The sequence below is a fragment of the Mycobacterium shunyiense genome (genome assembly GCF_058270035.1).
In genome coordinates this window covers 31,955-56,575 of record NZ_JBZDPT010000047.1, presented here as the reverse complement: position 1 = coordinate 56,575, position 24,621 = coordinate 31,955, and the positions used below count along the sequence as shown (strand labels likewise).

General features: G+C 66.5%; 26 protein-coding genes. 19 read left to right on the top strand and 7 right to left on the bottom strand.

All coding sequences use genetic code 11. From position 1 onward, the window contains the following. The first annotated feature begins 18 nt into the window (after nucleotides 1-18). Nucleotides 19-903, top strand: coding sequence for a tRNA (adenine-N1)-methyltransferase (locus AC4ELS_RS27490; protein WP_064887168.1), 885 nt, complete (start codon nucleotides 19-21; stop codon nucleotides 901-903). A 112-nt stretch (nucleotides 904-1,015) separates the two neighbouring features. On the opposite strand, the gene AC4ELS_RS27485 is transcribed toward AC4ELS_RS27490, so the two are convergent. The 3 genes from AC4ELS_RS27485 to AC4ELS_RS27475 are packed head-to-tail and all read right to left on the bottom strand — an operon-like array spanning nucleotide 1,016 to nucleotide 2,373. Beyond that, nucleotides 1,016-1,309 (bottom strand): DUF503 domain-containing protein, encoded by a 294-nt coding sequence (locus tag AC4ELS_RS27485; RefSeq protein ID WP_448443088.1) that lies wholly within the window; start codon nucleotides 1,307-1,309, stop codon nucleotides 1,016-1,018. A gap of 3 nt (nucleotides 1,310-1,312) precedes the next feature. Beyond that, nucleotides 1,313-1,861, bottom strand: a complete 549-nt coding sequence (gene lppK, locus AC4ELS_RS27480; RefSeq protein WP_498888467.1) for a lipoprotein LppK — start codon at nucleotides 1,859-1,861, stop codon at nucleotides 1,313-1,315. An 8-nt stretch (nucleotides 1,862-1,869) separates the two neighbouring features. Then, complete coding sequence (locus AC4ELS_RS27475; protein WP_082940169.1) at nucleotides 1,870-2,373, bottom strand: MTB12 family secreted protein; 504 nt, start codon at nucleotides 2,371-2,373, stop codon at nucleotides 1,870-1,872. 145 nt (nucleotides 2,374-2,518) lie between these two features. Here AC4ELS_RS27475 and arc point away from each other — a divergent pair, with 145 nt between their 5' ends. Beyond that, complete coding sequence (gene arc / locus AC4ELS_RS27470) at nucleotides 2,519-4,360, top strand: proteasome ATPase (protein ID WP_499050188.1); 1,842 nt, start codon at nucleotides 2,519-2,521, stop codon at nucleotides 4,358-4,360. 70 nt (nucleotides 4,361-4,430) lie between these two features. Here the strand turns inward: arc and AC4ELS_RS27465 are convergent, their stop codons facing one another. After that, on the bottom strand, nucleotides 4,431-5,333 hold the full coding sequence (locus tag AC4ELS_RS27465) for a LysR family transcriptional regulator (RefSeq protein ID WP_448443083.1): 903 nt from the start codon (nucleotides 5,331-5,333) through the stop codon (nucleotides 4,431-4,433). Nucleotides 5,334-5,406: 73 nt separating this feature from the next. Here AC4ELS_RS27465 and AC4ELS_RS27460 point away from each other — a divergent pair, with 73 nt between their 5' ends. The 9 genes from AC4ELS_RS27460 (at nucleotide 5,407) to prcA (ending at nucleotide 13,356) form a co-directional block, all read left to right on the top strand. Then, nucleotides 5,407-6,381, top strand: coding sequence for a DMT family transporter (locus AC4ELS_RS27460; protein ID WP_499050185.1), 975 nt, complete (start codon nucleotides 5,407-5,409; stop codon nucleotides 6,379-6,381). A 343-nt stretch (nucleotides 6,382-6,724) separates the two neighbouring features. Beyond that, complete coding sequence (gene ectA / locus AC4ELS_RS27455) at nucleotides 6,725-7,270, top strand: diaminobutyrate acetyltransferase (protein WP_064887173.1); 546 nt, start codon at nucleotides 6,725-6,727, stop codon at nucleotides 7,268-7,270. 48 nt (nucleotides 7,271-7,318) lie between these two features. Beyond that, entirely contained in the window at nucleotides 7,319-8,605 is a 1,287-nt protein-coding gene (ectB, locus tag AC4ELS_RS27450; RefSeq protein WP_448443079.1) for a diaminobutyrate--2-oxoglutarate transaminase, read from the top strand. A gap of 13 nt (nucleotides 8,606-8,618) precedes the next feature. After that, on the top strand, nucleotides 8,619-9,011 hold the full coding sequence (locus AC4ELS_RS27445) for an ectoine synthase (RefSeq protein WP_064887175.1): 393 nt from the start codon (nucleotides 8,619-8,621) through the stop codon (nucleotides 9,009-9,011). Further along, entirely contained in the window at nucleotides 9,008-9,919 is a 912-nt protein-coding gene (thpD, locus tag AC4ELS_RS27440) for an ectoine hydroxylase (RefSeq protein WP_499050182.1), read from the top strand. Before AC4ELS_RS27445 ends, thpD begins: the two co-directional genes overlap by 4 nt. 9 nt (nucleotides 9,920-9,928) lie before the next feature. Continuing rightward, on the top strand, nucleotides 9,929-11,437 hold the full coding sequence (gene dop / locus AC4ELS_RS27435; protein WP_064887177.1) for a depupylase/deamidase Dop: 1,509 nt from the start codon (nucleotides 9,929-9,931) through the stop codon (nucleotides 11,435-11,437). Nucleotides 11,438-11,542: 105 nt separating this feature from the next. After that, entirely contained in the window at nucleotides 11,543-11,737 is a 195-nt protein-coding gene (locus tag AC4ELS_RS27430; RefSeq protein ID WP_055114885.1) for a ubiquitin-like protein Pup, read from the top strand. Between the two features lie 59 nt (nucleotides 11,738-11,796). After that, nucleotides 11,797-12,594, top strand: coding sequence for a proteasome subunit beta (prcB, locus tag AC4ELS_RS27425; RefSeq protein WP_064887178.1), 798 nt, complete (start codon nucleotides 11,797-11,799; stop codon nucleotides 12,592-12,594). Next, complete coding sequence (gene prcA / locus AC4ELS_RS27420) at nucleotides 12,595-13,356, top strand: proteasome subunit alpha (RefSeq protein ID WP_064887179.1); 762 nt, start codon at nucleotides 12,595-12,597, stop codon at nucleotides 13,354-13,356. Here prcA and AC4ELS_RS27415 read toward each other — a convergent pair. Next, entirely contained in the window at nucleotides 13,345-14,058 is a 714-nt protein-coding gene (locus AC4ELS_RS27415; protein ID WP_499050179.1) for an SDR family NAD(P)-dependent oxidoreductase, read from the bottom strand. The two genes, prcA and AC4ELS_RS27415, sit on opposite strands and share 12 nt — an antisense overlap. Before the next feature lie 54 nt (nucleotides 14,059-14,112). On the opposite strand from AC4ELS_RS27415, the gene AC4ELS_RS27410 reads away from it, so the two are divergent. Beyond that, complete coding sequence (locus tag AC4ELS_RS27410; protein ID WP_499050176.1) at nucleotides 14,113-14,739, top strand: TetR/AcrR family transcriptional regulator; 627 nt, start codon at nucleotides 14,113-14,115, stop codon at nucleotides 14,737-14,739. Here AC4ELS_RS27410 and AC4ELS_RS27405 read toward each other — a convergent pair. After that, nucleotides 14,671-15,108: a hypothetical protein gene (locus tag AC4ELS_RS27405; RefSeq protein WP_499050173.1), complete on the bottom strand. Its 438-nt coding sequence runs from the start codon at nucleotides 15,106-15,108 to the stop codon at nucleotides 14,671-14,673. The genes AC4ELS_RS27410 and AC4ELS_RS27405 overlap by 69 nt on opposite strands. A gap of 81 nt (nucleotides 15,109-15,189) precedes the next feature. Between AC4ELS_RS27405 and AC4ELS_RS27400 the strand changes: the two genes are divergently transcribed. After that, nucleotides 15,190-15,873, top strand: a complete 684-nt coding sequence (locus AC4ELS_RS27400; protein ID WP_499050171.1) for a TetR/AcrR family transcriptional regulator — start codon at nucleotides 15,190-15,192, stop codon at nucleotides 15,871-15,873. Here the strand turns inward: AC4ELS_RS27400 and AC4ELS_RS27395 are convergent. Next, on the bottom strand, nucleotides 15,853-16,977 hold the full coding sequence (locus AC4ELS_RS27395; RefSeq protein WP_499050168.1) for a baeRF11 domain-containing protein: 1,125 nt from the start codon (nucleotides 16,975-16,977) through the stop codon (nucleotides 15,853-15,855). The two genes, AC4ELS_RS27400 and AC4ELS_RS27395, sit on opposite strands and share 21 nt — an antisense overlap. A 145-nt stretch (nucleotides 16,978-17,122) precedes the next feature. Between AC4ELS_RS27395 and pafA the strand changes: the two genes are divergently transcribed. The 6 genes from pafA (at nucleotide 17,123) to AC4ELS_RS27365 (ending at nucleotide 24,593) form a co-directional block, all read left to right on the top strand. Continuing rightward, entirely contained in the window at nucleotides 17,123-18,481 is a 1,359-nt protein-coding gene (gene pafA / locus AC4ELS_RS27390; RefSeq protein WP_088304178.1) for a Pup--protein ligase, read from the top strand. A gap of 18 nt (nucleotides 18,482-18,499) precedes the next feature. Further along, nucleotides 18,500-19,489: a helix-turn-helix transcriptional regulator gene (locus AC4ELS_RS27385; RefSeq protein ID WP_499050165.1), complete on the top strand. Its 990-nt coding sequence runs from the start codon at nucleotides 18,500-18,502 to the stop codon at nucleotides 19,487-19,489. Continuing rightward, nucleotides 19,486-20,490 (top strand): helix-turn-helix transcriptional regulator, encoded by a 1,005-nt coding sequence (locus tag AC4ELS_RS27380; protein ID WP_064887185.1) that lies wholly within the window; start codon nucleotides 19,486-19,488, stop codon nucleotides 20,488-20,490. The genes AC4ELS_RS27385 and AC4ELS_RS27380 overlap by 4 nt, the downstream gene beginning before the upstream one ends. Before the next feature lie 30 nt (nucleotides 20,491-20,520). Continuing rightward, a complete protein-coding gene (tatA, locus tag AC4ELS_RS27375; RefSeq protein WP_055114862.1) occupies nucleotides 20,521-20,772 on the top strand; it encodes a Sec-independent protein translocase subunit TatA in 252 nt (83 codons plus the stop codon). Between the two features lie 76 nt (nucleotides 20,773-20,848). After that, nucleotides 20,849-21,805 carry a twin-arginine translocase subunit TatC gene (gene tatC, locus AC4ELS_RS27370; protein WP_064887186.1) on the top strand — a complete coding sequence of 319 codons (957 nt, stop codon included), beginning with the start codon at nucleotides 20,849-20,851 and terminating at the stop codon, nucleotides 21,803-21,805. After that, complete coding sequence (locus tag AC4ELS_RS27365; RefSeq protein ID WP_499050162.1) at nucleotides 21,795-24,593, top strand: DEAD/DEAH box helicase; 2,799 nt, start codon at nucleotides 21,795-21,797, stop codon at nucleotides 24,591-24,593. Before tatC ends, AC4ELS_RS27365 begins: the two co-directional genes overlap by 11 nt. The last annotated feature ends 28 nt before the right edge of the window (nucleotides 24,594-24,621 follow it).

The window sequence follows — 24,621 nt, the reverse complement described above, 5'->3', positions numbered from 1 at the left end:
CTGGCAGGCTGGACGTCCGTGGCAGGGAAGAGACCGACCGGACCATTTGCCGTTGGCGACCGGGTACAACTCACCGACGCCAAGGGCCGGCGCTACACGATGGTGCTCAACCCCGGCGGTGAGTTCCACACGCATCGCGGCATCATCGCCTTCGACAACGTGATCGGGCTGCCGGAAGGCAGCGTGATCAAATCGACCAACGGCGATCAGTTCCTGGTGCTGCGGCCGCTGCTGGTCGACTACGTGATGTCGATGCCGCGCGGCGCGCAGGTGATCTATCCGAAGGATGCCGCGCAGATCGTCCACGAGGGAGATATCTTCCCGGGCGCCCGGGTGTTGGAGGCCGGTGCCGGTTCCGGCGCGCTGACGTGCTCGCTGCTGCGGGCGGTGGGTCCCGAGGGCCGGGTGACGTCGTACGAGATCCGTGACGATCACGCGCCGACCGCCGAGAAGAATGTCATCACGTTTTTCGGTGAGCGACCGGAGAACTGGGACCTGGTGGTCGCCGACCTCGCCGATTACGACGGCCCGGAGATGGACCGCGTGGTGTTGGACATGCTGGCGCCCTGGGAGGTGCTGCCCGCCGTCGCCAAGGCCCTGGTCGCCGGTGGCGTGCTGATGGTCTACGTCGCCACCGTCACCCAGCTGTCGCGGGTGGTGGAGGCGCTGCGCGAGCAGCAGTGCTGGACCGAACCGCGGGCCTGGGAGAGCATGCAGCGCGGCTGGCACGTGGTGGGCCTGGCGGTGCGCCCGGAACACAACATGCGCGGCCACACCGCGTTTCTGGTCAGTGCGCGCAAATTGGCGCCCGGCGCGGTGGCGCCGGTCCCGCTGCGCAAGAAGCGTCAACTCGCTGTCCAGGCCGCCGTCGACGCCGCCCTCGAGTCTGAGTCGGGCGCCTGACGGCGTATCGATCGCCGTCGCTTTCTGCATAGCGGTTGCTTCGCGGCGGCCATCACCGCCCTCAGGTCGAAAATGGCGCGCCGGGCGATCCGCGGGATACGGGCCTGACGGTTCAGTCGTCGCTGTGGTGCAGGCCCCGCCGGGTGGAGAGCAGCTCGAGTTCGGGGCGGCCGGCCACCATTCGTTCGGCGGCATCGAGCACGTCGACCACGTGGTGACGGTCGGCGGCGACGAGAGCGACACCGATGCCGGCGCGGCGGTGCAGATCCTGGGTTCCGGTTTCGGCCGCCGACACCGCGAGCTTGCGGTGCAACTCGGCGACCACCGGCCGGATGACCGAGCGTTTCTGTTTGAGCGAATGCACGTCACCCAGCAGCAGGTCGAACTCCAGCCAACCGATCCACATGGCTCAGCGGGGCGGCGTCGGGGCGGGCGGTGTGGATGCCTCGGCACCCGCGCCCATGACCAGCAACATGTCGGCGGTGTGTCTGGTCAATTGCCAGCCGTCGCCGTGCGGGGTGAATTCCATCGGGAAGCTGAATGTGCGGTCCGAATGCTCGCCGCCCGCGGTGGCCTTGACGGTTGCCACCACGTTCTTCGGCTCGGTCTCCGAGAAGGCCAGGTCGGTGGCCTCGAAGGTCAGCGGCATGAAGCCGTTGTCGGCCAGTGCGCGGCCGAACTTGTCCAGCGCGGCGGCATCGTCGGCCGTGCCCTGTTCCACCAGGACCACCTTGTCGGCGCCGGGGACGTTGACGTCGGCCAACCGGTCCAACACCCCGGTCAGTACCTCGGGGGCAGGCAGCGGTGCCGCTGGCGGAGCCGCCGGCATGGTCGTCGACACCGCGCTGGTGGTCGGGTGTGACCTCTTGGCCGGGTGCTCGTCACTACTACACCCGCAGAGCCCAAGTGCCGCCACGATCGTGGCGGCACTCAGGACTGCGATACGGCTGTGGTTCAACTACCTACTCAGCCGACAGAGGACAGCAGGTTCAGGGCCGACCCCTTGGAGATCTGCCAGCCGGTCGGACTCGGGCCCGCCACGAACTGGATGTTCTGGGTGGCGGTGCCGCCCGTCGCCGAGGTGGCGGTGACGTCGGCGTAAGCCACGCCGCCCTGGTCATCGATGTTGGCGATGTTGAAGGTCAGCGGGAACTTTCCTTCAGCGGCGGCCTTGCTGTACGCGCGGTCCGCGGCGATGCTCTCGATCCGGCCGATGCCACCCTGGATGTAGGGGGCCTTGCCGCTGAACGAACCGCCACTGGCGAGTGCCTGCAAGGTCTGCACCAGCGGTGAAGCCAGGTCCGGTGCCGGAGTGGCCGGCAGCGGCGCGTCGAACACGACCGGCTGGATCGCCGGGGCGGCCGACATGCCGCTGGATGCAATAGAAGTCACACCCGCTGCTGCTCCGCCCACCACGGCGGCGGCAGCAGCTGCGGTGATGAAGCCGGTAACGAGGGTTTTCAAGGCCACGATTGTCCTTTCGATCGGACCAACTGAACTAAGAGGCTAACAGTGGTGCTGGTGTGTCTCGTTCCTAGAGCGCACACAATGGCTGAATCGCCGGTAGCGTTGAAGTTGTTACTGCACCAACTTACGGTGCGGGAGGGAGCGCAATATGAGTGAGTCAGAGCGTTCGGACGGCTCTGCCGAGAGTTTCTCGGCGGGCCACCCGCAACCCATGTCCAGCGATGATGCCGCCGAGCTCGAGTCGCTGCGCCGTGAGGCTGCGGTTCTGCGTGAGCAATTGGAGAATGCGGTAGGGCCCCAGAGTGGGCTGCGAAGTGCCCGTGACGTCCACCAGCTTGAAGCCCGGATCGACTCGCTCGCATCGCGCAACGCCAAGCTCATGGACACCCTCAAGGAAGCCCGGCAGCAGCTGCTCGCCCTCCGCGAGGAGGTGGACCGGCTGGGCCAGCCGCCCAGTGGCTACGGCGTGCTGCTCGGCACCCACGACGACGACACCGTCGACGTGTTCACCTCCGGCCGCAAGATGCGACTCACCTGCTCGCCGAACATCGATACCTCCTCGCTCAAGCAGGGCCAGACGGTACGGCTCAACGAGGCGCTCACCGTGGTCGAGGCGGGCAACTTCGAGTCCGTCGGTGAGATCAGCACGTTGCGCGAGATCCTGGCCGACGGACACCGGGCCCTGGTGGTCGGGCATGCCGACGAGGAACGCATCGTCTGGTTGGCCGAGCCGCTCGTCGCGGCCGAGGACCTGCCCGACCTTCCCGACGCCAGGCAGGACGACGACCGGCCCCGCAAACTGCGTCCGGGCGATTCGCTGCTGGTCGACACCAAGGCCGGATACGCCTTCGAGCGGATTCCGAAGGCCGAGGTCGAGGACCTGGTGCTCGAAGAGGTGCCCGACGTCAGCTACAACGACATCGGTGGTCTGGGCCGGCAGATCGAGCAGATCCGCGATGCCGTGGAGCTGCCGTTCCTGCACAAGGAGCTCTACCGGGAGTACTCGCTGCGGCCGCCGAAGGGTGTGCTGCTCTACGGTCCGCCCGGGTGCGGCAAGACGCTCATCGCCAAGGCCGTGGCGAACTCGCTGGCCAAGAAGATGGCCGAGGTTCGTGGCGACGACGCCCGCGAGGCGAAGAGCTACTTCCTCAACATCAAGGGCCCCGAGCTGCTGAACAAGTTCGTCGGTGAGACCGAACGTCACATCCGGCTGATCTTCCAGCGTGCCCGCGAGAAAGCCTCCGAAGGCACTCCGGTGATCGTGTTCTTCGACGAGATGGACTCGATCTTCCGTACCCGCGGCACCGGCGTCAGTTCGGATGTCGAGACAACGGTTGTGCCGCAGCTGCTTTCGGAGATCGACGGCGTGGAGGGGTTGGAGAACGTCATCGTCATCGGCGCCTCCAACCGTGAGGACATGATCGACCCGGCGATCCTGCGGCCCGGCCGCCTGGACGTCAAGATCAAGATCGAGCGGCCCGATGCCGAGTCGGCACAGGACATCTTCTCGAAGTACCTGACCGAGGCGCTGCCGGTGCACGCCGACGATCTCGCCGAGTTCGGTGGCGACCGGTCGCTGACGATCAAGACCATGATCGAGAAGGTCGTGGACCGGATGTACGCCGAGATCGACGACAACCGGTTCCTGGAGGTCACCTACGCCAACGGTGACAAGGAAGTCATGTACTTCAAGGACTTCAACTCCGGCGCCATGATCCAGAACGTCGTCGACCGGGCGAAGAAGAACGCCATCAAGAGCGTGCTGGAGACCGGTCAGCCCGGTCTGCGCATCCAGCACCTGTTGGATTCGATCGTCGACGAGTTCGCCGAGAACGAGGACCTGCCCAACACGACCAATCCCGATGACTGGGCCCGCATCTCGGGCAAGAAGGGCGAGCGGATCGTCTACATCCGTACGCTCGTCACCGGGAAGAGCTCGAGTGCGTCGCGGGCGATTGACACCGAGTCGAACCTGGGCCAGTACCTGTAGGTCTCGGGAGGGCGGTCCGCCAGGCCGAGCCGGCCCGGGTCAGTCCCGGGCCGGCTCGCCTGCGGTCAAGTCAGCCGGCCGTTGAGCTGATGTCCGCCGCGATCGCGCGCAGGTCTTCCAGCACGGCATTCACCGCGGGCCGGGTGTTCGCCCCAACGCGGGTGACCGCCTCCACCCGGCGGGCCACCGGGATGTCGGTGATCGTCAGCCGCACCAGGTCGCGGGTCAGCCTCACGTAGCGGGGCATCAGGGCGATGCCGGTGCCTGCCTGTACCAGCTCCTCGACCACGCGGAAGTCGTTTATCCGCTGCGTGATTCGTGGCTGGACGCCGGACAGGGTCGCTATCGAGTTGAGGACGTCGTCGACCATCAGACCACCCTCGACCCCGATCCAGCGTTCGTCGGCCAGATCGGCCAGCCGTACCTGACCCCTGCCGGCGAGGGAGTGCCCGGCCGGCACGACGACGTCCAACGGCTCGCGTAACAGTTCTTCGGCTTCGAAGCGCGGGCCCCAGGAGGCGGGGTCGCGCTCGTCGCGGTGGACCACAACGACATCGAAGTCGGCCAGTTGTGCCGGTGCCCGGGACGCCGGCACGTCGACGTCGCGCCCGAGCACCTGGACCCCGCGCTCGGCCGCCCGGATGACCAACGGGGCCAACAGCATTGCCGCACCGGATGGGAAGAACGACACACTGACCGTGCCGCGGGGGGTGCTGCGGTAGGCGTCCATCTCGTTCCGGGCGCGGTCCAGGGCCGCCAACACGGCGTCGGCGTGGCCCACCAGGACCTGTCCGGCATCGGTGAGACGTACCCGTCTGCCTTCGGGTTCGATCAGCGGTACACCGGCCTCGCGTTGCAGGATCTTGAGTTGCTGTGAGACCGCCGAGGGCGTCATGGAGAGCACCTGGGCCACCGCGGCAACGGTGCCGTGGTCGGCGAGTTCACGCAGCATCCGCAGGCGGCCAGCATCCATGAAGTAATACTACATATAATCAGTAGAAACATTAGCTTGACTGAACTATTGGCCAGGCGACACGCTGATCCGCATGACCCGTCGCACCGACCTCTGTTTGCTTGCCGTGGCGGTGGTGTGGGGTTCGAGTTACCTGGCCACCAAGGAAATCGCCACGGCACAAACAATTTTCGTGCTTCTGTTGGTGCGGTTCGCGGTCGCGGCAACGGTTCTGGCCATGGTCCTGTGCCGGCGGTTGCCGGGTCTGACCCGCACCGAGGTGGTTTCGGGTGTGGTCGGAGGTGGTCTGCTGGCTGCCGTCTGTGTCGCCGAAACATATGGCGTGACAATGACCTCGGCCTCCAACGCGGGGCTGATCATGGCGCTCACCATCGTGGCCACCCCGGCGATGCAGCGCCAGCGGGTGGGGCGCCGCTTCTATCTCGCGGCGATGCTGGCGGTCATCGGTTGCGGGTTGCTCACCCAATCCGGCGGCCTGACCGTCCCGAGCATCGGGGACATCGTGATGGTGATGGCCGCTTTGTTGCGGGTGGTCCACGTCACCGTCATGGCACGCTTCTCTGACGGTCACGGGATCGATTCAGCACGAACCACTTTGGTGCAGCTGGTGACGGTTGCTGCGGTGGCTTCGGCGCTGTGCGTGGCGTCTGGGCAGTCCGTTGTGGCGACGACAGCTGCCTACGGACCGGCCGAATGGGCCCTCGTCGGCTACCTGGCGTTGGCGTGCACGGTGTTCGCGTTCCTGGTTCAACTGCGGGCGCTGAGCACGTCCAGTCCGGCCAGGGTCAGCCTTCTGGTGGGTACCGAGCCGCTGTGGGCCGCGATACTCGGTGTCGCCCTCGCCGGCGATCCCGTCACCGGTGCCGGCATCGCGGGGGCCGTATTGGTCGTGACCGGCACCGGCTGGGGGCGGGTGGTGCTGGGCTACGGATCACGTGGTGTTGCCCGCAGTGCGATATGGGGACCAACGCCGATTCGCCGATTGCAGGGAAAGCCCCCGAGGCTATTCGGCTGGGACATTGTCGTGCGCCGCACCAGCGATTATTAAATTTCGATTGGAATTTTTCCAATAAAATGGGGTCGGGAAATGGTTGCGGACGCGTTCGGTTCACCTGTTCCCGTAGGACTGGGCGGCGGGGTGGGGAGGGCCGCGGGCGACGAGCTGGTACCCCCGCCCAAATGTAACGATTGGATAACGGCGCTAACACTTTTCTGAGATTGACGAATGTCGAAGTTAATGCAGGTCAAGAGCTGTCTGCGCAGACGGATCTGCGCGCCCGGAGGAGTGTCGGCGCTTGATCATGGCAGGGCGGTGTGCTTACGTCGAGGGCACCGATGGCATGAAACTGACGATGATCGCTGAGAAGTTCGGTGGTGACTTTTAACTCGATATGCACGTTTTAGAAAGCGTCCCGGGACGCCATTCCCGGGAAGAATTCCTGCGCCAACCACGGGGTGCCGATGCGATTGGCATCCGTGACCTCGCGGAAGCTACCGGGGTGCTGGATCTGAATTCCACCTACGCCTATCTGTTGCTGGCCACTGATTTTGCTGCCACGTCAATAGTGGCCGAACGCGACGGTGACCTGCACGGATTCATCACGGGTTACCACCCGCCGCCGCGACCCGATGTCCTGTTCGTGTGGCAGGTGGCCGTGGCGCCATCGGCGCAGGGCGGGGGGCTGGCCAGCACCATGCTCGACGCGCTCGTCCACCGGGTGCGGTCGCAGCGTGACGGGCGTCCGGTGACCGTGGAGGCCACGGTCGCCCCCGGCAATACCGCATCACGCGCATTCTTTGGTGCCTTCGCGCGCCGTCACGGCGTCCCCCTGGTCGAAGACCCGCACTTCGGGTCCGACCTGCTCGACGCCGGCGGAGCGCACGAGGATGAGCCCATCCTGCGGATGGGGCCGATCACCACACCGCTTTCACGCTGAAATCAGTTATCTGATAACCATTTTGATCCGAATTGGAAGGATTGTTCCTTGCTGCTCGCAACGACAGCTCCCCTGACCGAATCTGACCTGCCCGACGTCTTCAGCTCGGTGGAATCCGAGGTGCGCAGTTATTGCCGCAGCTGGCCCACCGTGATGGATCGGGCGGTCGGCTCCTGGGTGACCGACACCGCGGGGCGTACCTACATCGACTTCTTCGCCGGTGCGGGGGCGTTGAACTACGGCCACAACAACCCGGCGCTCAAGCAGCCGCTGCTCGAATACCTTGCCTCCGATGGCATTGTGCACTCGCTGGACATCGCGACCGCGGCCAAGCAGCGATTCCTGGAGAGCTTCGAGCAGCACATCCTGCGGCCGCGCGGGCTCGACTACAAGGTGCAGTTCCCCGGGCCGACCGGGGCCAACTCGGTCGAGTCGGCGCTCAAGCTGGCCAGGAAGGTGACCGGGCGCGAGTCGGTTATCAGCTTCACCAACGCATTTCACGGTATGACCCTGGGTGCGCTGTCGGTCACCGGCAATTCGATGAAGCGGGCCGGAGCGGGAATTCCGCTGGTTCATGCCACCCCGATGCCCTACGACAACTACTTCGGCGGGGTCACCGAGGACTTCCAGTGGTTCGAGCGTGTACTCGACGATTCAGGCAGCGGGCTCAACCGGCCCGCCGCGGTGATCGTCGAAACCGTCCAGGGCGAAGGCGGTCTCAACGTCGCGCGGATCGAATGGCTGCGTGCGCTGTCCGACCTGTGCCGCGAACGCGACATCCTGCTGATCGTCGATGACGTCCAGATGGGCTGTGGCCGCACGGGGCCGTTCTTCAGCTTCGAGGCCGCAGGCATCGTGCCCGACATCGTCACGATATCGAAGTCGGTGAGTGGTTACGGCCTGCCGATGGCGCTCACCCTGTTCCGCCGCGACCTCGACGTGTGGACACCGGGGGAGCACAACGGCACGTTCCGTGGCCACAATCCCGCCTTCATCACCGCCACGGCGGCAATCGAGACCTATTGGCAGGACGACCAATTCAGCGCCGATACGACCGTCAAGGGTGAGCTGATCAGGTCGCGTCTGGAGGAGATCGCCGCGGCCCACGACGGAGTGACCGCCCGCGGTCGCGGCATGGCCCAGGGCCTCAAGTTCGAAGAGGCGCACCTGGCCGGACAGGTGTGCCGGGCCGCCTTCGACCGCGGTGCGCTGATGGAGACCAGTGGCCCGTCCGACGAGGTGGTCAAACTGCTGCCGCCGCTGACCGCACTTGCAACCGAATTGTCCGAGGGGCTCGACGTTCTCGCCGAGTCTGTCGCCGTCGCGCTCGCCTGAGGAGGCTTGAGACATGATTGTTCGCACCACCACTGAGATCACCGGGACCGACCGGGACGTGGCCGACGGCACCTGGCGCTCCAAGCGCATCATCCTGGCGGGTGACGGTGTCGGTTTCTCGTTCCACGAGACCACCATCGAAGCCGGATCGGTCAATGAGTTCCACTATCAGCATCACGTCGAGGCGGTCTGGGTGATCGAGGGCACCGGCACGCTGACGGACCTTGAGACCGGGCAGCAGTACCCGCTCGCCGACGGAACCATGTATCTGCTCAACAACAATGACCGCCATCGAGTCACGTGCGATGAGCAATTGCGCATGCTGTGCGTGTTCAACCCGCCGGTGACCGGGCGGGAGGTGCACGACGAGAACGGCGTATACCCGGCGCCGCAGTCGGTCGCATGACGGCACAGCCAGACGCTGAGGACATCATGGTCGCGGTCGAGGATCGCTACCCGACCCGGCTCGACCACGCCATCGAGCCGATACCGCGGCACGCGCTTGTGGTGTGGGGTGGCGCAGCGGACGGCCCGCTCAGCCAGCCCCACCTGGACGGCTTCTCGGAGTACGGGTACCTGGTGGCGCCGGAGACCGTGTCGGATGACTGGCTCCCGCTGCTCCGGCACGAATTAGACCGGATCGCAGCGGATCTGGATGCCGATGATCCGCGGGTGATCCGGGAGCCGGGTGGCACGATCCGGTCGATCTTCGAACCGCATCTGCTGAGCGACCTGGTCGCCCAGGTGGTCCGGCTCGACACGGTGTTGCCGGTCGCGCAGCAACTGCTGGGCGGCGACGTCTACATCCATCAGGCCAGGATCAACCTCATGCCCGGGTTCACCGGGACCGGGTTCTACTGGCATTCGGACTTCGAGACCTGGCATGCCGAGGACGGCATGCCGGAGATCCGCGCGGTTTCGTGCTCGATCGCTCTGACCGAGAACTACCCGTACAACGGGTCGCTGATGGTGATCCCCGGATCGCACCAGACGTTCTATCCCTGCGTCGGCGCCACGCCTGACGACAACCACGACACGTCGCTGGTCGCCCAGAACATCGGCGTGCCAGATCAGACGACGCTGACCAAGGCCGTCGACGAGCACGACATCCACCAGTTCACCGGTCCGCCCGGCACCGCGCTGTGGTTCGACGCGAATCTGCTGCACGGCTCGGGGTCCAACATCACGCCCCTGCCGCGCTCGAACGTGTTCCTGGTGTTCAACTCGGTGGACAACGCGCTGACCGACCCGTTCGCGGCCAAGCGGCCACGGCCCGAATACCTGGCGGCTCGGGGCGCACAAGCCGTCACCTAGGCTGGCCCCATGCAACGGATCATCGGAACAGAGGTCGAATACGGCATCTCCTCGCCGTCCGATCCGACTGCCAATCCGATCCTGACCTCGACTCAGGCGGTGCTGGCGTACGCGGCGGCCGCCGGGATCCAGCGCGGCAAGCGCACGCGGTGGGACTACGAGGTCGAATCGCCATTGCGCGACGCCCGCGGATTCGACCTGTCCCGGGCCTCGGGACCGGCTCCCATCGTCGACGCCGACGAGGTCGGCGCGGCGAACATGATCCTCACCAACGGTGCCCGGCTGTACGTGGACCATGCCCACCCGGAGTACTCGGCGCCCGAGTGCACCGATCCGATGGACGCGGTGATCTGGGACAAGGCCGGTGAGCGGGTGATGGAGGCCGCCGCCCGCCACGTGGCCAGCGTGCCCGGCGCGGTCAAGCTGCAGCTGTACAAGAACAACGTGGACGGCAAGGGCGCCTCGTACGGGTCGCACGAGAACTACCTGATGAGCCGCCAGACCCCGTTTTCCGCGGTGATCGCGGGGTTCACGCCGTTCCTGGTGTCACGGCAGGTGGTGACCGGCTCGGGCCGTGTCGGTATCGGGCCCTCGGGGGACGATCCCGGCTTCCAGTTGTCCCAGCGGGCCGATTACATCGAGGTCGAGGTCGGGCTGGAGACGACGCTCAAGCGCGGCATTATCAACACCCGCGACGAGCCGCACGCCGACGCCGACAAGTACCGCCGGCTGCACGTCATCATCGGTGACGCCAACCTGGCCGAGACGTCGACCTATCTGAAGGTCGGCACCAGCTCCCTGGTGCTCGACCTGATCGAGGAGGGCCCGCAGTTCGGGCTCGACCTGTCCGATCTCGCGCTGGCCCGTCCGGTGCACGCCGTGCACGTGATCAGTCGTGACCCGTCGCTGCGGGCCACAGTGGCGCTGGCCGACGGCCGGGAGATGACCGCATTGGCACTGCAGCGGGTCTACCTGGACCGGGTGGCCAAGCTGGTGGACAGCCGGGACCCGGACCCACGGGCCGCGCATGTCGTGGAGACGTGGGCCCACGTGCTGGACCTGCTCGAGCGCGACCCGATGGAATGCGCCGAGATCCTGGACTGGCCGGCCAAGCTGCGGTTGCTGGAGGGCTTCCGAAACCGCGAGAACCTGGCCTGGTCGGCGCCGCGGCTGCACCTGGTCGATCTGCAGTACTCCGATGTCCGCCTGGACAAGGGCCTGTACAACCGGTTGGTTGCCCGCGGTTCGATGAAACGCCTGGTCACCGAGCAGCAGGTGCTGGATGCCGTCGACAACCCTCCGACCGACACCCGCGCCTACTTCCGGGGCGAATGCCTGCGCCGATTCGGTGCGGACATCGCCGCGGCGAGCTGGGACTCGGTGATTTTCGATCTCGGCGGCGATTCGCTCGTCCGGATTCCGACGCTGGAGCCGCTGCGGGGGAGCAAGGCGCATGTCGGCGCTCTGCTGGATTCCGTGGACAGCGCGGCCGAACTCGTCGATCAACTCACGAACTGACCATCTGGACCGGTGAGCTATCCCCGGCAATCGGGGTGCCGACCGGTACTGTGGAAGAACCGGTTGGGCGGTTAGCCCAGCCGATGACAATTGCAGGAGGCAGCGATGGCTCAAGAGCAGACCAAGCGTGGCGGTGGCGGCGGCGAGGATGACGACCTCCCGGGTGCATCCGCTGCCGGCCAGGAGCGTCGCGAGAAGCTGGCTGAAGACACCGACGATCTGCTCGACGAGATCGACGATGTGCTGGAAGAGAACGCAGAAGACTTCGTGCGCGCATACGTCCAAAAGGGCGGCCAGTGACCTGGCACGAAAACCTGTCTCTTTCCCGACCCACTCTCTCCGGTACCCAATCTGTAGCCATGGACCTGTCGTCTTTCTCTGAACTGCTGCGTCGGCAGGCTCCCGAACTGTTGCCGGTCAACCGTGTCGCAGACGGCGTCATCAACCCCACCAACGCGGTGCCGCACGGGACCACCATCGTCGCGATCAAATACCCCGGAGGGGTGCTGATCGCCGGTGACCGCCGGTCGACCCAGGGCAACATGATCGCCGGCCGTGACGTGCAGAAGGTGTACATCACCGACGACTACACCGCGACGGGCATTGCGGGCACCGCGGCCATCGCCGTGGAGTTCGCCCGGCTCTATGCGGTGGAACTCGAGCACTACGAGAAGCTCGAAGGCGTCGCCCTGACGTTCCGCGGCAAGGTCAACCGCCTCGCCATCATGGTGCGCGGCAATCTCGGTGCGGCACTGCAGGGTTTCGTGGCCCTGCCGTTGCTGGTCGGATACGACATCGACGCGGCCGACGCCGAGAACGCCGGCCAGATCGTGTCCTTCGACGCCGCAGGTGGCTGGAACATCGAAGAAGAGGGCTACCAGTCCGTGGGGTCCGGGTCCATCTTCGCCAAGTCATCGATCAAGAAGCTCTATCCCGGTGTGGTGGATGCGGATTCGGCGCTCCAGGTGGCCATCGAGGCGCTGTACGACGCGGCCGACGACGACTCCGCCACCGGCGGGCCCGATCTGGTGCGCGGGATCTATCCGACCGCGGTGACCATCGGTGCCGAGGGTGCCGTGGAGATCACCGAGGAACGCATCGCCGAGCTGGCCCGCGAGGTCATCGCGCGCCGGACCCGGACGGGCGGTGAGGGGTAAATGAGCTTCCCGTACTTCATCTCGCCTGAGCAGGCGATGCGTGAGCGCTCCGAACTGGCGCGCAAGGGCATCGCCCGCGGACGCAGCGTCGTGGCGCTGGCGTACGACAGCGGTGTGCTGTTCGTGGCGGAGAACCCGTCGCGGTCGCTGCAGAAGGTCAGCGAGCTCTATGACCGGGTCGGCTTCGCCGCCGTCGGGCGATTCAACGAGTTCGACAACCTGCGGCGCGGCGGCATCCAGTTCGCCGACACCCGGGGGTACGCCTACGACCGCCGCGACGTCACCGGCCGTCAGCTGGCCAACGTCTACGCGCAGACGCTCGGCACCATCTTCACCGAGCAGGCCAAGCCCTACGAGGTCGAGCTGTGCGTGGCCGAGGTGGCGCACTACGGCGAGACGAAAGCCCCTGAGCTGTACCGGATCACCTATGACGGATCGATCGCCGACGAGCCGCATTTCGTGGTGATGGGCGGGACCACCGAGCCGATCATCACCGCATTGAACGAGTCGTACGCGGAGAACGCCGACCTGGGTGCAGCGGTCAAGATCGCCGTGAAGGCGCTGAGCGCGAGCGGCAATGGCTCTGAGCCTCGGACGCTCGGTCCCGCGACGCTCGAGGTGGCCGTTCTCGATGCGACCCGGCCGCGCCGGTGCTTCCGTCGGATCACCGGTGCTGCGCTGGAAGCGCTTCTGCCCGAGGCTGTTTCGGACAAGCCGGCTGCTGAAGAGCCGTCGGAGAAGCCGAAGAAGTCAGGAAAGTAGGTTGATCACCGCTTCGGCCTCGGTGCCGTCGCGGTAAAGGCCCCACGCCTGTTCTGCCAGTTCGTCGGGATTTATCGTCGGCAGCTCGGCGTCACCCGCCATCGCCCGGTGAATGTCACCGCGCTCGATGAGTCCGCCGATGGTGATGGTGCCGGCATAGACGCCGACGGGGCGGAGGGCGGCGTGCAGGGTGATCGCATAGTTGCGTAATGCCGCTGCCGCGAGTGCCAGGCCACCGAGTGGGGGCATCGGTACCACGCTGCTCAGCCCGCCGGCGAACAACAACCCGCCGCTGCCGCGTTCACGCATCTCGGGCAGGAGCTGACTCGCGAAGTCGACTGCGGGCACCACGCTGTTCAGCGCCGCCCGGGCGCCGTTGGCATCGAGATCGGCGATGTCTTCGGTGGGTGCCTTTTCGAATGCGGCCGGCCCGTAGTAGCCGACGTCGATGCGTCCGAAACGCTCGCGCACCGCACCCAATGTCGCCGTGAGTTGTTCCGGATCGTTCGCATCGGCCACGTAGGCGGCGGCCTCGACGCCGTTGCCGGTCAGGGCTTCCAGATAGTCGGGATGGCGCGTAGGGGACCGCGAGATCAGGGCCACGCGGTGTCCGGCGGTGCCGAATCGCTGAGCAATCGACAACCCGAGGCCGGGTCCGACGCCGAGTACCGCCAGGACCGGGGACGTATAAGTTGAGGTCATGCTCAACTTACTAGCATAAGTTGAGTGCCCCCTCAACTTCGCTATGCTGACGGCATGTCGGCGAAGCGCGCAGATGCGATCCGCAATCGGGACCGTTTGGTGGCTGCGGCCGCCGAGCTCTTCACCGAACGGGGCGTCGATGTCCCCCTCGACGAGATCGCCCGTGCCGCCGGCGTCAGCATCGGCACGCTCTACAACCATTTCCCGAATCGCGGGGCACTCCTGGATGTGGTGCTGTCCGACCGGTTGGCCGTCATCGACCGGTTGGCGCGGCAGGCGCTCGACGACGCCGACCCGTGGCGGGGATTCGCCGCATTCCTCGACGGACTGTTCACGATGCAGGCGTCCGACCGCAGCATCAACGAGGCGGTGGCCAGAAATCCGGTAGGTGCTGTCGACGTCGCGGGCGAATGTGGCCGCGCCGGTGGGCTTCTCGAAGCTGTGGTGGGCCGGGCCAGGGATGCCGGTGTGCTGCGTGCCGACTTCGGTGCCGATGACCTGGCCACGTTGATGTGGGCCATGTCGAAGGTGATCGCGATGGCCGACGGTGAGGACGCCGTATGGCGGCGCCACCTGGGATTCGTGCTCGACGGACTGAAGAGTCCGGTCGGCTCACCGGCCGTCGGCGCTCTCGGGGCGCCAGCCGACGTAGGTGAACCACAACCCCATCGCGGTGAGTAGTAGGAAGAAGCACCGCGCGGCGATCAGCAGCCCGGGGCTGGTCACGGTGGCGTCGGCGCCGGATTCGATGGCCGACGGGATGGCCATCATGGCGGCTCCGCGCAGTGCGACGAACCAGCCGAACAGGGAGATCAGCACCGCCGTCACGCTGTACCAGTACTGGTGGAAGGCGATCACGACCAGTCCCATCAACAACATGGCGGCGCCCAGGATCCAGGGCAGGGTGCCGCTGGTGAACAGGTCGCTGAGCAGGTCCTGCAGGGTGGGCAGCCGGATCGCGATGATCAAGGTGGCGACGGCGACGAACGGCCCGAGGATCCGGGCGAACGCGCGGGTGCGCTGCCGGGCCTGCGGTGTGGATTGAGGCATGTGCGGCTCCTGATTGATAAACCGACCGACGGTCTATTTTTAGGCTAGGCTCGGACTGCGCCCAACGTCAATGGAGGATGCGTGGCACGCCAGGTGAACCCCGCCGAATACGCCGCCCGGCATCGGGAGATCCTCGATGCCGCCCTGCAGCTGATGCACGACAAGGGCTACGAGGCCATGACCATCGAGGATCTGCTGGCCGAACTGCAGATCTCGAAAGGCGCGCTGTACCACTATTTCCGCTCGAAGCGGGCATTGCTCGAGGGGGTCATCGAGCAGATGGGCGAGACCGCCACCGCCCGGTTGGCCGGCATCGTCGAGGACCCGGACCGCAGTGCACTCGACAAGATGCACGCCTACTTCGATGCGTCGCGGGCCTGGAAATCGGAGAGTGCCACAGAGGTGGCAACGCTGATCCGGTTGTGGCACGACGAGAACAATGCGCTGTTGAGGCAGAAGATGACCCAGGGCTCGATGCACACCACCGCACCCATGTTGGAGTCGATCATCCGCCAGGGGTGCGACGAAGGCGTCTTCCACACGGACTACCCGCACGAGGCCGCAGGCATCATCACCGGCATGGGGCTCCATCTGGCCGATGCGTTCATCGACGCCATCGCGGCAGACGGCGCCGTGGGTTCCGACATCAGCGGGCCGAATGCGCAAAAGGTGGTGGGTGCCTACCTGCAGGCTTTCGAACGCATCCTCGGTGCACCCGCCGGGTCACTGCACGGGCCGGCGTCGTCAGCTCAGGGGGAAACGTAGCTTGGCGACCGCAGTCTGGTTCCAGATGCCGGCGGTGATCTCGTCGGGCCGGACGGCGTAGGCCGCGCCGCCGTTGTCGAGTACCGTCACCGCGACTCGGGACAGGACGTCGTAGCCGGAATCGTCGTAGTGCAACGCTCCGGTGGCCGCTTCGATCCGGCCCACCACATCGACGGTGAAGTTGTACACCAGCGTGTCCACCGCCCCGGCCGTCGCGGCCCGGGTGATATCGCCTAGATCGGTGGCCACCAGTCCCTTGCTGATGTCGTTGCCCAACTCGTCGACCCAGGCGCTGGCCTGCTCGGCGTTCAGGGCGGGCAGCGACTCACGGATGGCGCCGTCGATCTGATCGGGCCGCAGCTGGTCCGCCGCACCGGGCACCGCCACGATCTGGCGTTTGTGGTCGAGGCCGCGATACATGTCGAGCAGCGGGTCGGTCGCGAACAGGTACAGCGGCCGCGTCGACGACGGATCGAGCTGTCCCAGTTCGTCGTCCACCGCATCGGCGACCCGCTTGGCGTACTGCTCCAGCAACAGCTTCTTGCCCTCGTCACCGACCAGGCGCCGCACATGCCCCCGGTCGCGCACCGTCGCGCGGTTGGTCGCGTCGGCGACGTCGACCGCGTACTCGCCGGTGAGCTCCAACTCCTCGGCTCGCGTGCTGGCGGTCGCCTGCCACAGGTTCCAACCGTCCGCGGACAGCGTCAGCGCATACGCCTCCTGCGGTGTGGTGACCGCCCGGACCAGCTGGCCGATGTCGAAGTAGCTGCCCACCTGCAGCTGGCTCTCCAGGGCGTTGGGCAGGACGTAGACCTCATGGAAGTCGTCGGCGATGAAGATGGCCACCGAACGGGACAGACTCAGCCACAGTTCCGATTCTGCGATCTCGTGCCACCGTGATCGCAGCTGTTCCTCCACGGCGTGGCGCGCCCCGGACTCGCGGATGGTGCGCAGTGCCCGGTCCACCGCGCTCTTCGCCGTGAGCACGCTCTTGTCCCGCTCGTCCGGTCCCGGTGCGGTTTCCGCATAGACCGTGATGGCGTTCTCATGGGGCTCGCCAAGGCGGATCAGGTCGGCAACATCGGGCAGTTCGTAGCGGGTCATCACCACTCCTTTGCGCGGACTCCTTTCCGACCATCTTTCCGTGACTTGGAGTGACCAGGGCCAAAAGTCCCAGATCGGTGGCGCCACGAACACAATGACGGTGCTTGCCCACCGTTACTGTGAACCACCCCGTAAGCTCGTTAGCGTGCAGCGACGAATCATGGGCATCGAGACGGAATTCGGTGTGACCTGCACGTTCCATGGCCATCGCCGGCTCAGCCCCGACGAGGTTGCCCGCTATCTGTTCCGGCGGGTCGTGTCGTGGGGCCGCAGTTCCAACGTCTTCCTTCGAAACGGCGCCCGGTTGTATCTCGACGTGGGTAGCCACCCCGAGTACGCGACCGCCGAGTGTGACAACCTGACGCAGCTGGTCACCCACGACCGCGCCGGTGAGCGTGTGCTGGAGGATCTGCTGATCGACGCCGAGCAGCGCCTGGCCGACGAGGGCATCGGCGGCGACATCTACCTGTTCAAGAACAACACCGACTCGGCGGGCAACTCCTACGGCTGCCACGAGAATTACCTGATCGTGCGGGCCGGTGAGTTCTCCCGGATCTCCGACGTGCTGCTGCCGTTCCTGGTCACCCGCCAGCTCATCTGCGGTGCGGGCAAGGTGTTGCAGACACCCAAGGCCGCCACCTTCTGCCTGAGCCAGCGCGCCGAGCACATCTGGGAGGGCGTCTCCAGCGCGACGACGCGCTCCCGGCCGATCATCAACACCCGCGACGAGCCGCACGCCGACGCCGAGAAGTACCGCCGGCTGCATGTCATCGTCGGCGACTCCAACATGTGCGAGGCCACCACCATGCTCAAGGTGGGCACCGCCTCGCTGGTGCTGGAGATGATCGAGGCCGGCGTCCCGTTCCGGGATTTCTCCCTGGACAACCCGATCCGGGCCATCCGCGAGGTCAGCCACGACCTGACCGGTCGTCGTCCGGTGCGGCTGGCCGGCGGGCGGCAAGCCAGCGCCCTGGACATCCAGCGGGAGTACTACAGCCGCGCCGTGGAGTACCTGCAGACCCGCGAGCCCAGCACTCAGATCGAGCAGGTGGTCGATCTGTGGGGCCGCCAACTCGACGCGGTCGAGAGCCAGGACTTCGCGAAGGTCGACACCGAGATCGACTGGGTGATCAAGCGCAAGCTGTTCCAGCGCTACCAGGATCGCTACAACATGGAACTGTCCGACCCCAAGATCAGCCAGCTCGACCTCGCCTACCACGACATCAAGCGCGGTCGTGGGGTGTTCGACCTGTTGCAGCGGAAGGGACTGGCGTCCCGGATCACCACCGACGAGGAGATCGACGCCGCGGTCAACACCCCGCCGCAGACCACCCGAGCCAAGCTGCGTGGCGAGTTCATCAGTGCGGCACAGGAAGCCGGACGGGACTTCACCGTGGACTGGGTGCACCTCAAGCTCAACGACCAGGCTCAGCGCACCGTGCTGTGCAAGGATCCGTTCCGATCGGTCGATGAGCGGGTCAAGCGCCTGATCGCCAGCATGTGAGCTTTAAGCTTTCATCCCGTGGCGGTATCCAAAGTCGAGCGGTTGATAAATCTTGTCATCGCCTTGTTGTCCAGCGATCGCTTCCTGCCTGCCGACAAGGTCCGCAACATCGTTCAGGGCTACGAGGACAGTCCCACCGATGAGGCGTTCTCCCGCATGTTCGAGCGCGACAAGAACGAACTGCGCGACCTCGGGATCCCGTTGGAGACGGGGCGCGTCTCGAAGTTCGACTCGACCGAGGGCTACCGCATCAACCGCGACGAGTATGCGCTGCCCGCGGTCCAACTGACAGGTGATGAGGTGGCGGCGGTCGCAGTGGCCACGCAGCTGTGGCAGTCGCCCGAGTTGATCACCGCGACGCAGGGGGCGCTGCTGAAGCTGCGTGCCGCCGGTGTGGACGTCGATGCCGACGGGGTCGGTGTCGCCATTGCGTCGACTGCGACGCTGCCCGGGCTGCGCGGTTCTGAAGAGGTATTGCGAATCCTGTTGGCGGCGATCGACTCCGGGCATGCGGTGCGGTTCCGGCACCGCGCCTCGCGCAACGCCGAACACACGAGCCGCAACGTCGAGCCCTGGGGCGTCGTGACCCATCGCGGCCGGTGGTACCTGGTGGGGCATGACCGGGACCGCGACGACACCCGTACTTTCCGTCTATCCCGCATCGATCCCGACGTGAGCACCGAGGGGCCGGCCGGGGCAGTGGCCAAGCCCGTGGGGGTGAACCTGCGCGACATCGTCGCCCGCGCGGTCGCCGAACAGCCGACGGGGGAGCAGGCCAGGGTGTGGATCGCCGGCGGACGTGCCACCGCGCTGCGCCGTCAGGCCATCGAGACCGTGCCGCGCACGCTGGGCGGGCGCGCAGGGGAGGAGATCACCGTCGACATCGGAATGTCGGACCGGCTGGCCCGTGAGATCGCCAGCTGCGGCGTCGATGCCGTGGCGCTGGAACCACCGTCGTTGCGCGAGGATGTGGTGAGCAGGTTGCGGGCGCAGGTGGCGCAGGCATGAGCCAGGTCTCGACCCGGCTGGTCCGGATGCTCAACATGGTGCCGTATTTCCAGGCCAACCCGAAGGTGACCCGTGACGAAGCAGCGGCCGCACTGGGGGTTACCCGCAAACAGCTTGATTCCGATCTCGAGCAGCTCTGGATGTGCGGGCTCCCCGGCTACAGTCCCGGCGATCTGATCGACTTCGACTTCGAAGGCGACACAGTCGAAGTCACGTTCAGCGCGGGCGTCGACCGCCCGCTGCGCCTGACATCCACGGAAGCCACCGGCATCCTGGTGGCGTTGCGGTCGCTGGTCGACGTTCCAGGGATGGTGGATCCGGAGGCCGCACGCAGCGCCATCGCCAAGATCGAATCCGCGGCGGGCACCCAGCGCGCGGCCCTCGAGGAATCCGGTTCCGGGGAGAGCGTGCCCCAGGAAAACGGGGCGGCCGCGGCGGTTCGCGCTGCCGTGCGTGACGCCCGCGCGCTGACCCTGGAGTACTACTCGGCGTCGCGTGACTCGCTCACGACCCGCACGGTGGACCCGATCCGCGTGGTGCTGATCGGTGACAACAGTTATCTGGAGGCGTGGTGTCGGACCGCCGAGGCAGTCCGGATGTTCCGGTTCGACCGGATTGTCGCGGCCGAGCGTCTCGCCGATCCGTCGGCGCCACCGTCGCCGGCGGTGCAGGCCGGCACCGACACCTCGCTGTTCGATCCCGACACCGCCGACCCGTCATTGCCGTCGGCCACCCTGCTGATCGACTGCTCCGCCTCGTGGATGTTCGACTACTACCCGTTGCGGGTGGTCAATGAATTGCCCGACGGGGCGTGTGAGGCAGTGATGACTTACGCCTCGCCTGAGTGGATGGCCCGCTTCCTGCTCGGATTCGGTTCGGCCGTGCGGGTGTTGGACCCGCCCGACCTCGCCCAGCGGGTGCAGGAATCTGCCGGTGAGGCTCTGCGCGTCTACGACGCGGTGGTGCCGCACGCCGACGACGCCGACGACACACGCGCGTAGACTCAGCACAGACGTCTGGAGGTAACCAAATTGGGTGGTCTACAACCCTGGCACTGGATCATTGTCATCGCGGTGTTCGTGCTGCTTTTCGGCGCCAAGAAGCTGCCGGATGCGGCCCGGTCGCTCGGTAAGTCGATGCGGATCTTCAAGTCGGAGATCAAGGAGATGCAGTCGGATTCTTCCGGGTCTTCGGCCGACGCGCCGCAACCGGCGAAGCCGATCACATCCGAGCGGGTCGAGGCTCCCGCCCCGGAGCAGTCCCCGGATCGCCACACGGCCTGACCGGTCCGGCAATCGATCGCGGTCATCGCCCCGCGATGCCGTGTCGCGTCTACGACCAGGCCTTTAGAACACGCCCGTGACCTCCGGATTCATCAAGAAGCTCGATCCCCGCCGCCGCCGTTCGCGGGTCAACCCCGACGGCACGATGTCGTTGGTCGACCACCTGCACGAACTGCGCAACCGTCTGTTGATCGCGGTGGCCGCAGTGCTGGTCACCACCATCTTCGGATTCCTGTGGTACACCCACGGATTCTTCGGCGTGCACAGCCTGGGCGAATGGCTGCGCGGTCCTTACTGTTCGCTGCCGGATTCGGCCCGGGCGACCATCGCCCCCGACGGTGAGTGCCGGCTGTTGGCGACCGGTCCGTTCGACCAGTTCATGCTGCGCCTCAAGGTGGCGCTGGCGGCCGGCCTGGTGATGGCCTGCCCGGTCTGGCTGTACCAGCTGTGGGCGTTCATCACCCCCGGCCTGTACAAGAAGGAACGCCGGTTCGCGATGGCGTTCGTCGGCGTCGGCGCGGTGTTGTTCATCACCGGCGCGGTACTGGCCTACGTGGTGCTGGCCACCGCCCTCGGCTTCCTGCTGACCGTCGGCAGTGACGTACAGGTCACCGCGCTTTCAGGCGAGCAGTACTTCGGATTCCTGATCAACCTGCTGTTGGTGTTCGGCATCAGCTTCGAATTCCCGTTGCTGATCATCATGCTCAACCTCGTCGGCATGCTCACCTACGAGCGGCTCAAGTCGTGGCGTCGCGGACTGATCTTCGGGTTGTTCGTGTTCGCGGCGTTCGCCACCCCCGGCTCGGACCCGTTCACCATGCTGGCACTGGCCTGCGCGCTGAGCCTGCTGCTGGAGTTCGCCATCCAGGTCGCCCGGATCAACGACAGACGCAAGGCCCGGCGCGAGGCTCTGGAGGTGCCGGAAGACGAGGCCGCGCCGATCCCCACAGTGGAGCCCGTTCCGAGGCCCGACCCGGTAACAGCGCCGGACTCGGGGGCATCGCGGATCGACATCGACGACGATGCCACCTGAGTCGGGTGACCAGAACGGTGGCGAACTGACCAAGTTCACCGCCGAATACCCGTTCGCACTCGACGATTTCCAGCTCCGCGCCTGCCGCGCCCTGGAAAGCGGCCACGGCGTACTGGTATGCGCGCCCACCGGGGCGGGCAAGACCGTGGTCGGCGAGTTCGCCGTGCACCTGGCGCTGGCCGCCGGCGGCAAGTGCTTCTACACCACACCGATCAAGGCGCTCAGCAACCAGAAACACAACGACCTGGTGACCCGCTACGGCGCGGACAAGATCGGACTGCTCACCGGCGACCAGTCCATCAACGGGGACGCCGACATCGTGGTGATGACCACCGAAGTGCTTCGCAACATGCTGTATGCGAATTCGCCTGCACTGCACGGACTTTCCTACGTCGTGATGGACGAGGTGCACTTCCTGGCCGACCGGATGCGCGGGGCGGTGTGGGAAGAGGTGATCCTGCACCTGCCCGAGGAGGTGCTGCTGGTCAGCCTGTCGGCCACCGTCAGCAATGCCGAGGAGTTCGGTGGCTGGATCCAGACCGTCCGCGGCGACACCACCGTCGTCGTCGACGAACACCGGCCCATCCCGCTGTCGCAGCACATGCTCGTCGGCCGGCGGCTGTTCGATCTGTTCGAGGGCACCGGAAGTACTGGCGGAGCCGCCCCGGCGGCGACATCAACTTTGGTCGACCCGGACCTGTTGCGCCACATCAGCCATCGGCGTGAGGCCGACCGACTGGCGGACTGGGAACCACGGGGCCGTGGACGTGGTCGGGGCGGTGGTCGTCCCCAGCTGTACCGGCCGCCCAGCCGGCCCGACGTCATCGCCACCCTGGACGCCGCGGGGCTGCTTCCCGCCATCACCTTCGTATTCTCGCGGGCCGGCTGCGACGCGGCCGTCCAGCAGTGCCTGCGTGCCCCACTGCGGCTGACCACGGACGAGGAACGCGGCCGGATCTCCGAGATCGTCGACCGACGCTGCGCCGACCTGGCCGAATCCGACCTGATCGTGCTCGATTACCACCAGTGGCGGGAAGGCCTGCTGCGCGGCCTGGCCGCCCATCACGCCGGCATGCTGCCGGTGTTCCGGCACACGGTGGAGGAACTGTTCACCGCAGGGCTGGTCAAGGCGGTGTTCGCCACCGAGACCCTGGCGCTGGGGATCAACATGCCCGCCCGCACCGTGGTGCTCGAGCGGCTGGTGAAGTTCAACGGCGAGCAGCACGTCCCGTTGACGCCGGGGGAGTACACCCAGCTGACCGGGCGGGCCGGGCGCCGCGGCATCGACGTCGAGGGCCACGCCGTGGTGTTGTGGCGGCCCGACGACAGCAACGCCGAACCTGCCGAGGTCGCCGGTCTGGCGTCGACTCGAACCTTCCCGTTACGCAGCTCGTTCGCCCCGAGCTACAACATGACGATCAATCTGGTGCAGCAGATGGGGCCCGAACAGGCCCACAAACTGCTGGAACGGTCCTTCGCCCAGTACCAGGCGGACCGGTCGGTGGTCGGATTGGTGCGCGGGATCGCGCGCGGTGAGCGGATGATGGGCGAGTTGGCAGCCGAACTCGGCGGTAAAGACGCGCCGATCCTCGACTACGTCCGGTTGCGGGCCAAGATCGGTGAGCGCGAGCGTGCACAGTCGCGGGCTTCACGCCTGCAGCGACGCAAGGCGGCCACTGACGCCTTGGCCGCGCTGCGCCGTGGCGACATCATCACCATCACCCAGGGGCGCCGCGGCGGGCTGGCGGTCGTGCTGGAGGCGGCCCAACGCGACAGTGACGACCCGAGACCGCTGGTGCTGACCGAACATCGTTGGGCCGGCCGGATTTCGTCGGCCGACTATTCGGGCGCCTCGGCGCCGCTGGGCGCGATGACGCTACCCAAGCGGGTGGAGCACCGGCAGCCGCGCGTGCGCCGGGACCTGGCGTCGGCATTGCAGTCGGCCGCGGCCGACCTGTCGTTGCCCTCGGTCCGCGCGGGCCGGCGCGCCGCTGCCCCCGAACGTGACGTAGATCCCGAACTTGCCGGCCTGCGTGACGAATTGCGGGATCATCCGGCACATCAACAACCGGGCCGGGAAGCGCAGGCCCGGATCGCCGAACGTTATCTGCGCATCGAACGGGACAACGCGCAGATTCAGCAGAAGGTGAACGCGGCGACGAACTCACTGGCCCGCACCTTCGACCGGATCGTGGCGCTGCTCAGCGAACGTGGCTTCATAGAAGCGGACAGGGACGGCGAACTCAAGGCGGATCTCAGGGTCACCGACGCCGGTCGGCTTCTCGCCCGGATCTACAGCGAGAGCGATCTGCTGGTCGCCGAATGCCTGCGCGGCGGTCAGTGGCAGGGTCTGCAGCCGGCGGAGCTGGCCGCGGTGCTCTCGGCCGTCCTGTTCGAGTCGCGGGGAGACGCCGCGGGCGGTGTGCTCGGTGTCGACATTCCCACTGCGGGCCTGCGCCGCGCGCTGGCGCAGACCCGGCGGATCTCGGCGGACCTGCGGGGCGACGAGCAGCGCCACCGGCTGGCCCCGAGCCGGGAACCCGACGAAGGATTCGTCACCGCCGTCTACCGCTGGGCCACCACCGGTGATCTGGCAGCCGCCCTGGCCGCCTCCGACGTCGGGTCGGGTTCGGCGCTTTCGGCGGGCGATTTCGTGCGGTGGTGCCGCCAGGTGCTCGATCTGCTCGACCAAGTCCGTAATGCCGCGCCGCAATCCGCCTTGCGCAATACCGCGAAACGCGCTGTCAACGATGTTCGGCGCGGCGTTGTTGCTGTTGATGCGGGGTAGGGTGTCTGGGGCGACACCGAACAGGATC

What these genes read in the sequence shown, in the direction of transcription:
- AC4ELS_RS27410 (WP_499050176.1), top strand. Translation starts at nt 14,113, where the DNA reads ATGTCGGCGAAGCGCGCAGATGCGATCCGCAATCGGGACCGTTTGGTG.
- AC4ELS_RS27395 (WP_499050168.1), bottom strand. Translation starts at nt 16,977, where the DNA reads ATGACCCGCTACGAACTGCCCGATGTTGCCGACCTGATCCGCCTTGGC.
- prcA (WP_064887179.1), top strand. Translation starts at nt 12,595, where the DNA reads ATGAGCTTCCCGTACTTCATCTCGCCTGAGCAGGCGATGCGTGAGCGC.
- AC4ELS_RS27365 (WP_499050162.1), top strand. Translation starts at nt 21,795, where the DNA reads ATGCCACCTGAGTCGGGTGACCAGAACGGTGGCGAACTGACCAAGTTC.
- prcB (WP_064887178.1), top strand. Translation starts at nt 11,797, where the DNA reads ATGGACCTGTCGTCTTTCTCTGAACTGCTGCGTCGGCAGGCTCCCGAA.
- thpD (WP_499050182.1), top strand. Translation starts at nt 9,008, where the DNA reads ATGACGGCACAGCCAGACGCTGAGGACATCATGGTCGCGGTCGAGGAT.
- AC4ELS_RS27380 (WP_064887185.1), top strand. Translation starts at nt 19,486, where the DNA reads ATGAGCCAGGTCTCGACCCGGCTGGTCCGGATGCTCAACATGGTGCCG.
- arc (WP_499050188.1), top strand. Translation starts at nt 2,519, where the DNA reads ATGAGTGAGTCAGAGCGTTCGGACGGCTCTGCCGAGAGTTTCTCGGCG.
- AC4ELS_RS27415 (WP_499050179.1), bottom strand. Translation starts at nt 14,058, where the DNA reads ATGACCTCAACTTATACGTCCCCGGTCCTGGCGGTACTCGGCGTCGGA.
- dop (WP_064887177.1), top strand. Translation starts at nt 9,929, where the DNA reads ATGCAACGGATCATCGGAACAGAGGTCGAATACGGCATCTCCTCGCCG.
- ectA (WP_064887173.1), top strand. Translation starts at nt 6,725, where the DNA reads ATGCACGTTTTAGAAAGCGTCCCGGGACGCCATTCCCGGGAAGAATTC.
- AC4ELS_RS27430 (WP_055114885.1), top strand. Translation starts at nt 11,543, where the DNA reads ATGGCTCAAGAGCAGACCAAGCGTGGCGGTGGCGGCGGCGAGGATGAC.
- AC4ELS_RS27485 (WP_448443088.1), bottom strand. Translation starts at nt 1,309, where the DNA reads ATGTGGATCGGTTGGCTGGAGTTCGACCTGCTGCTGGGTGACGTGCAT.
- AC4ELS_RS27465 (WP_448443083.1), bottom strand. Translation starts at nt 5,333, where the DNA reads ATGGATGCTGGCCGCCTGCGGATGCTGCGTGAACTCGCCGACCACGGC.
- AC4ELS_RS27445 (WP_064887175.1), top strand. Translation starts at nt 8,619, where the DNA reads ATGATTGTTCGCACCACCACTGAGATCACCGGGACCGACCGGGACGTG.
- AC4ELS_RS27460 (WP_499050185.1), top strand. Translation starts at nt 5,407, where the DNA reads ATGACCCGTCGCACCGACCTCTGTTTGCTTGCCGTGGCGGTGGTGTGG.
- AC4ELS_RS27405 (WP_499050173.1), bottom strand. Translation starts at nt 15,108, where the DNA reads ATGCCTCAATCCACACCGCAGGCCCGGCAGCGCACCCGCGCGTTCGCC.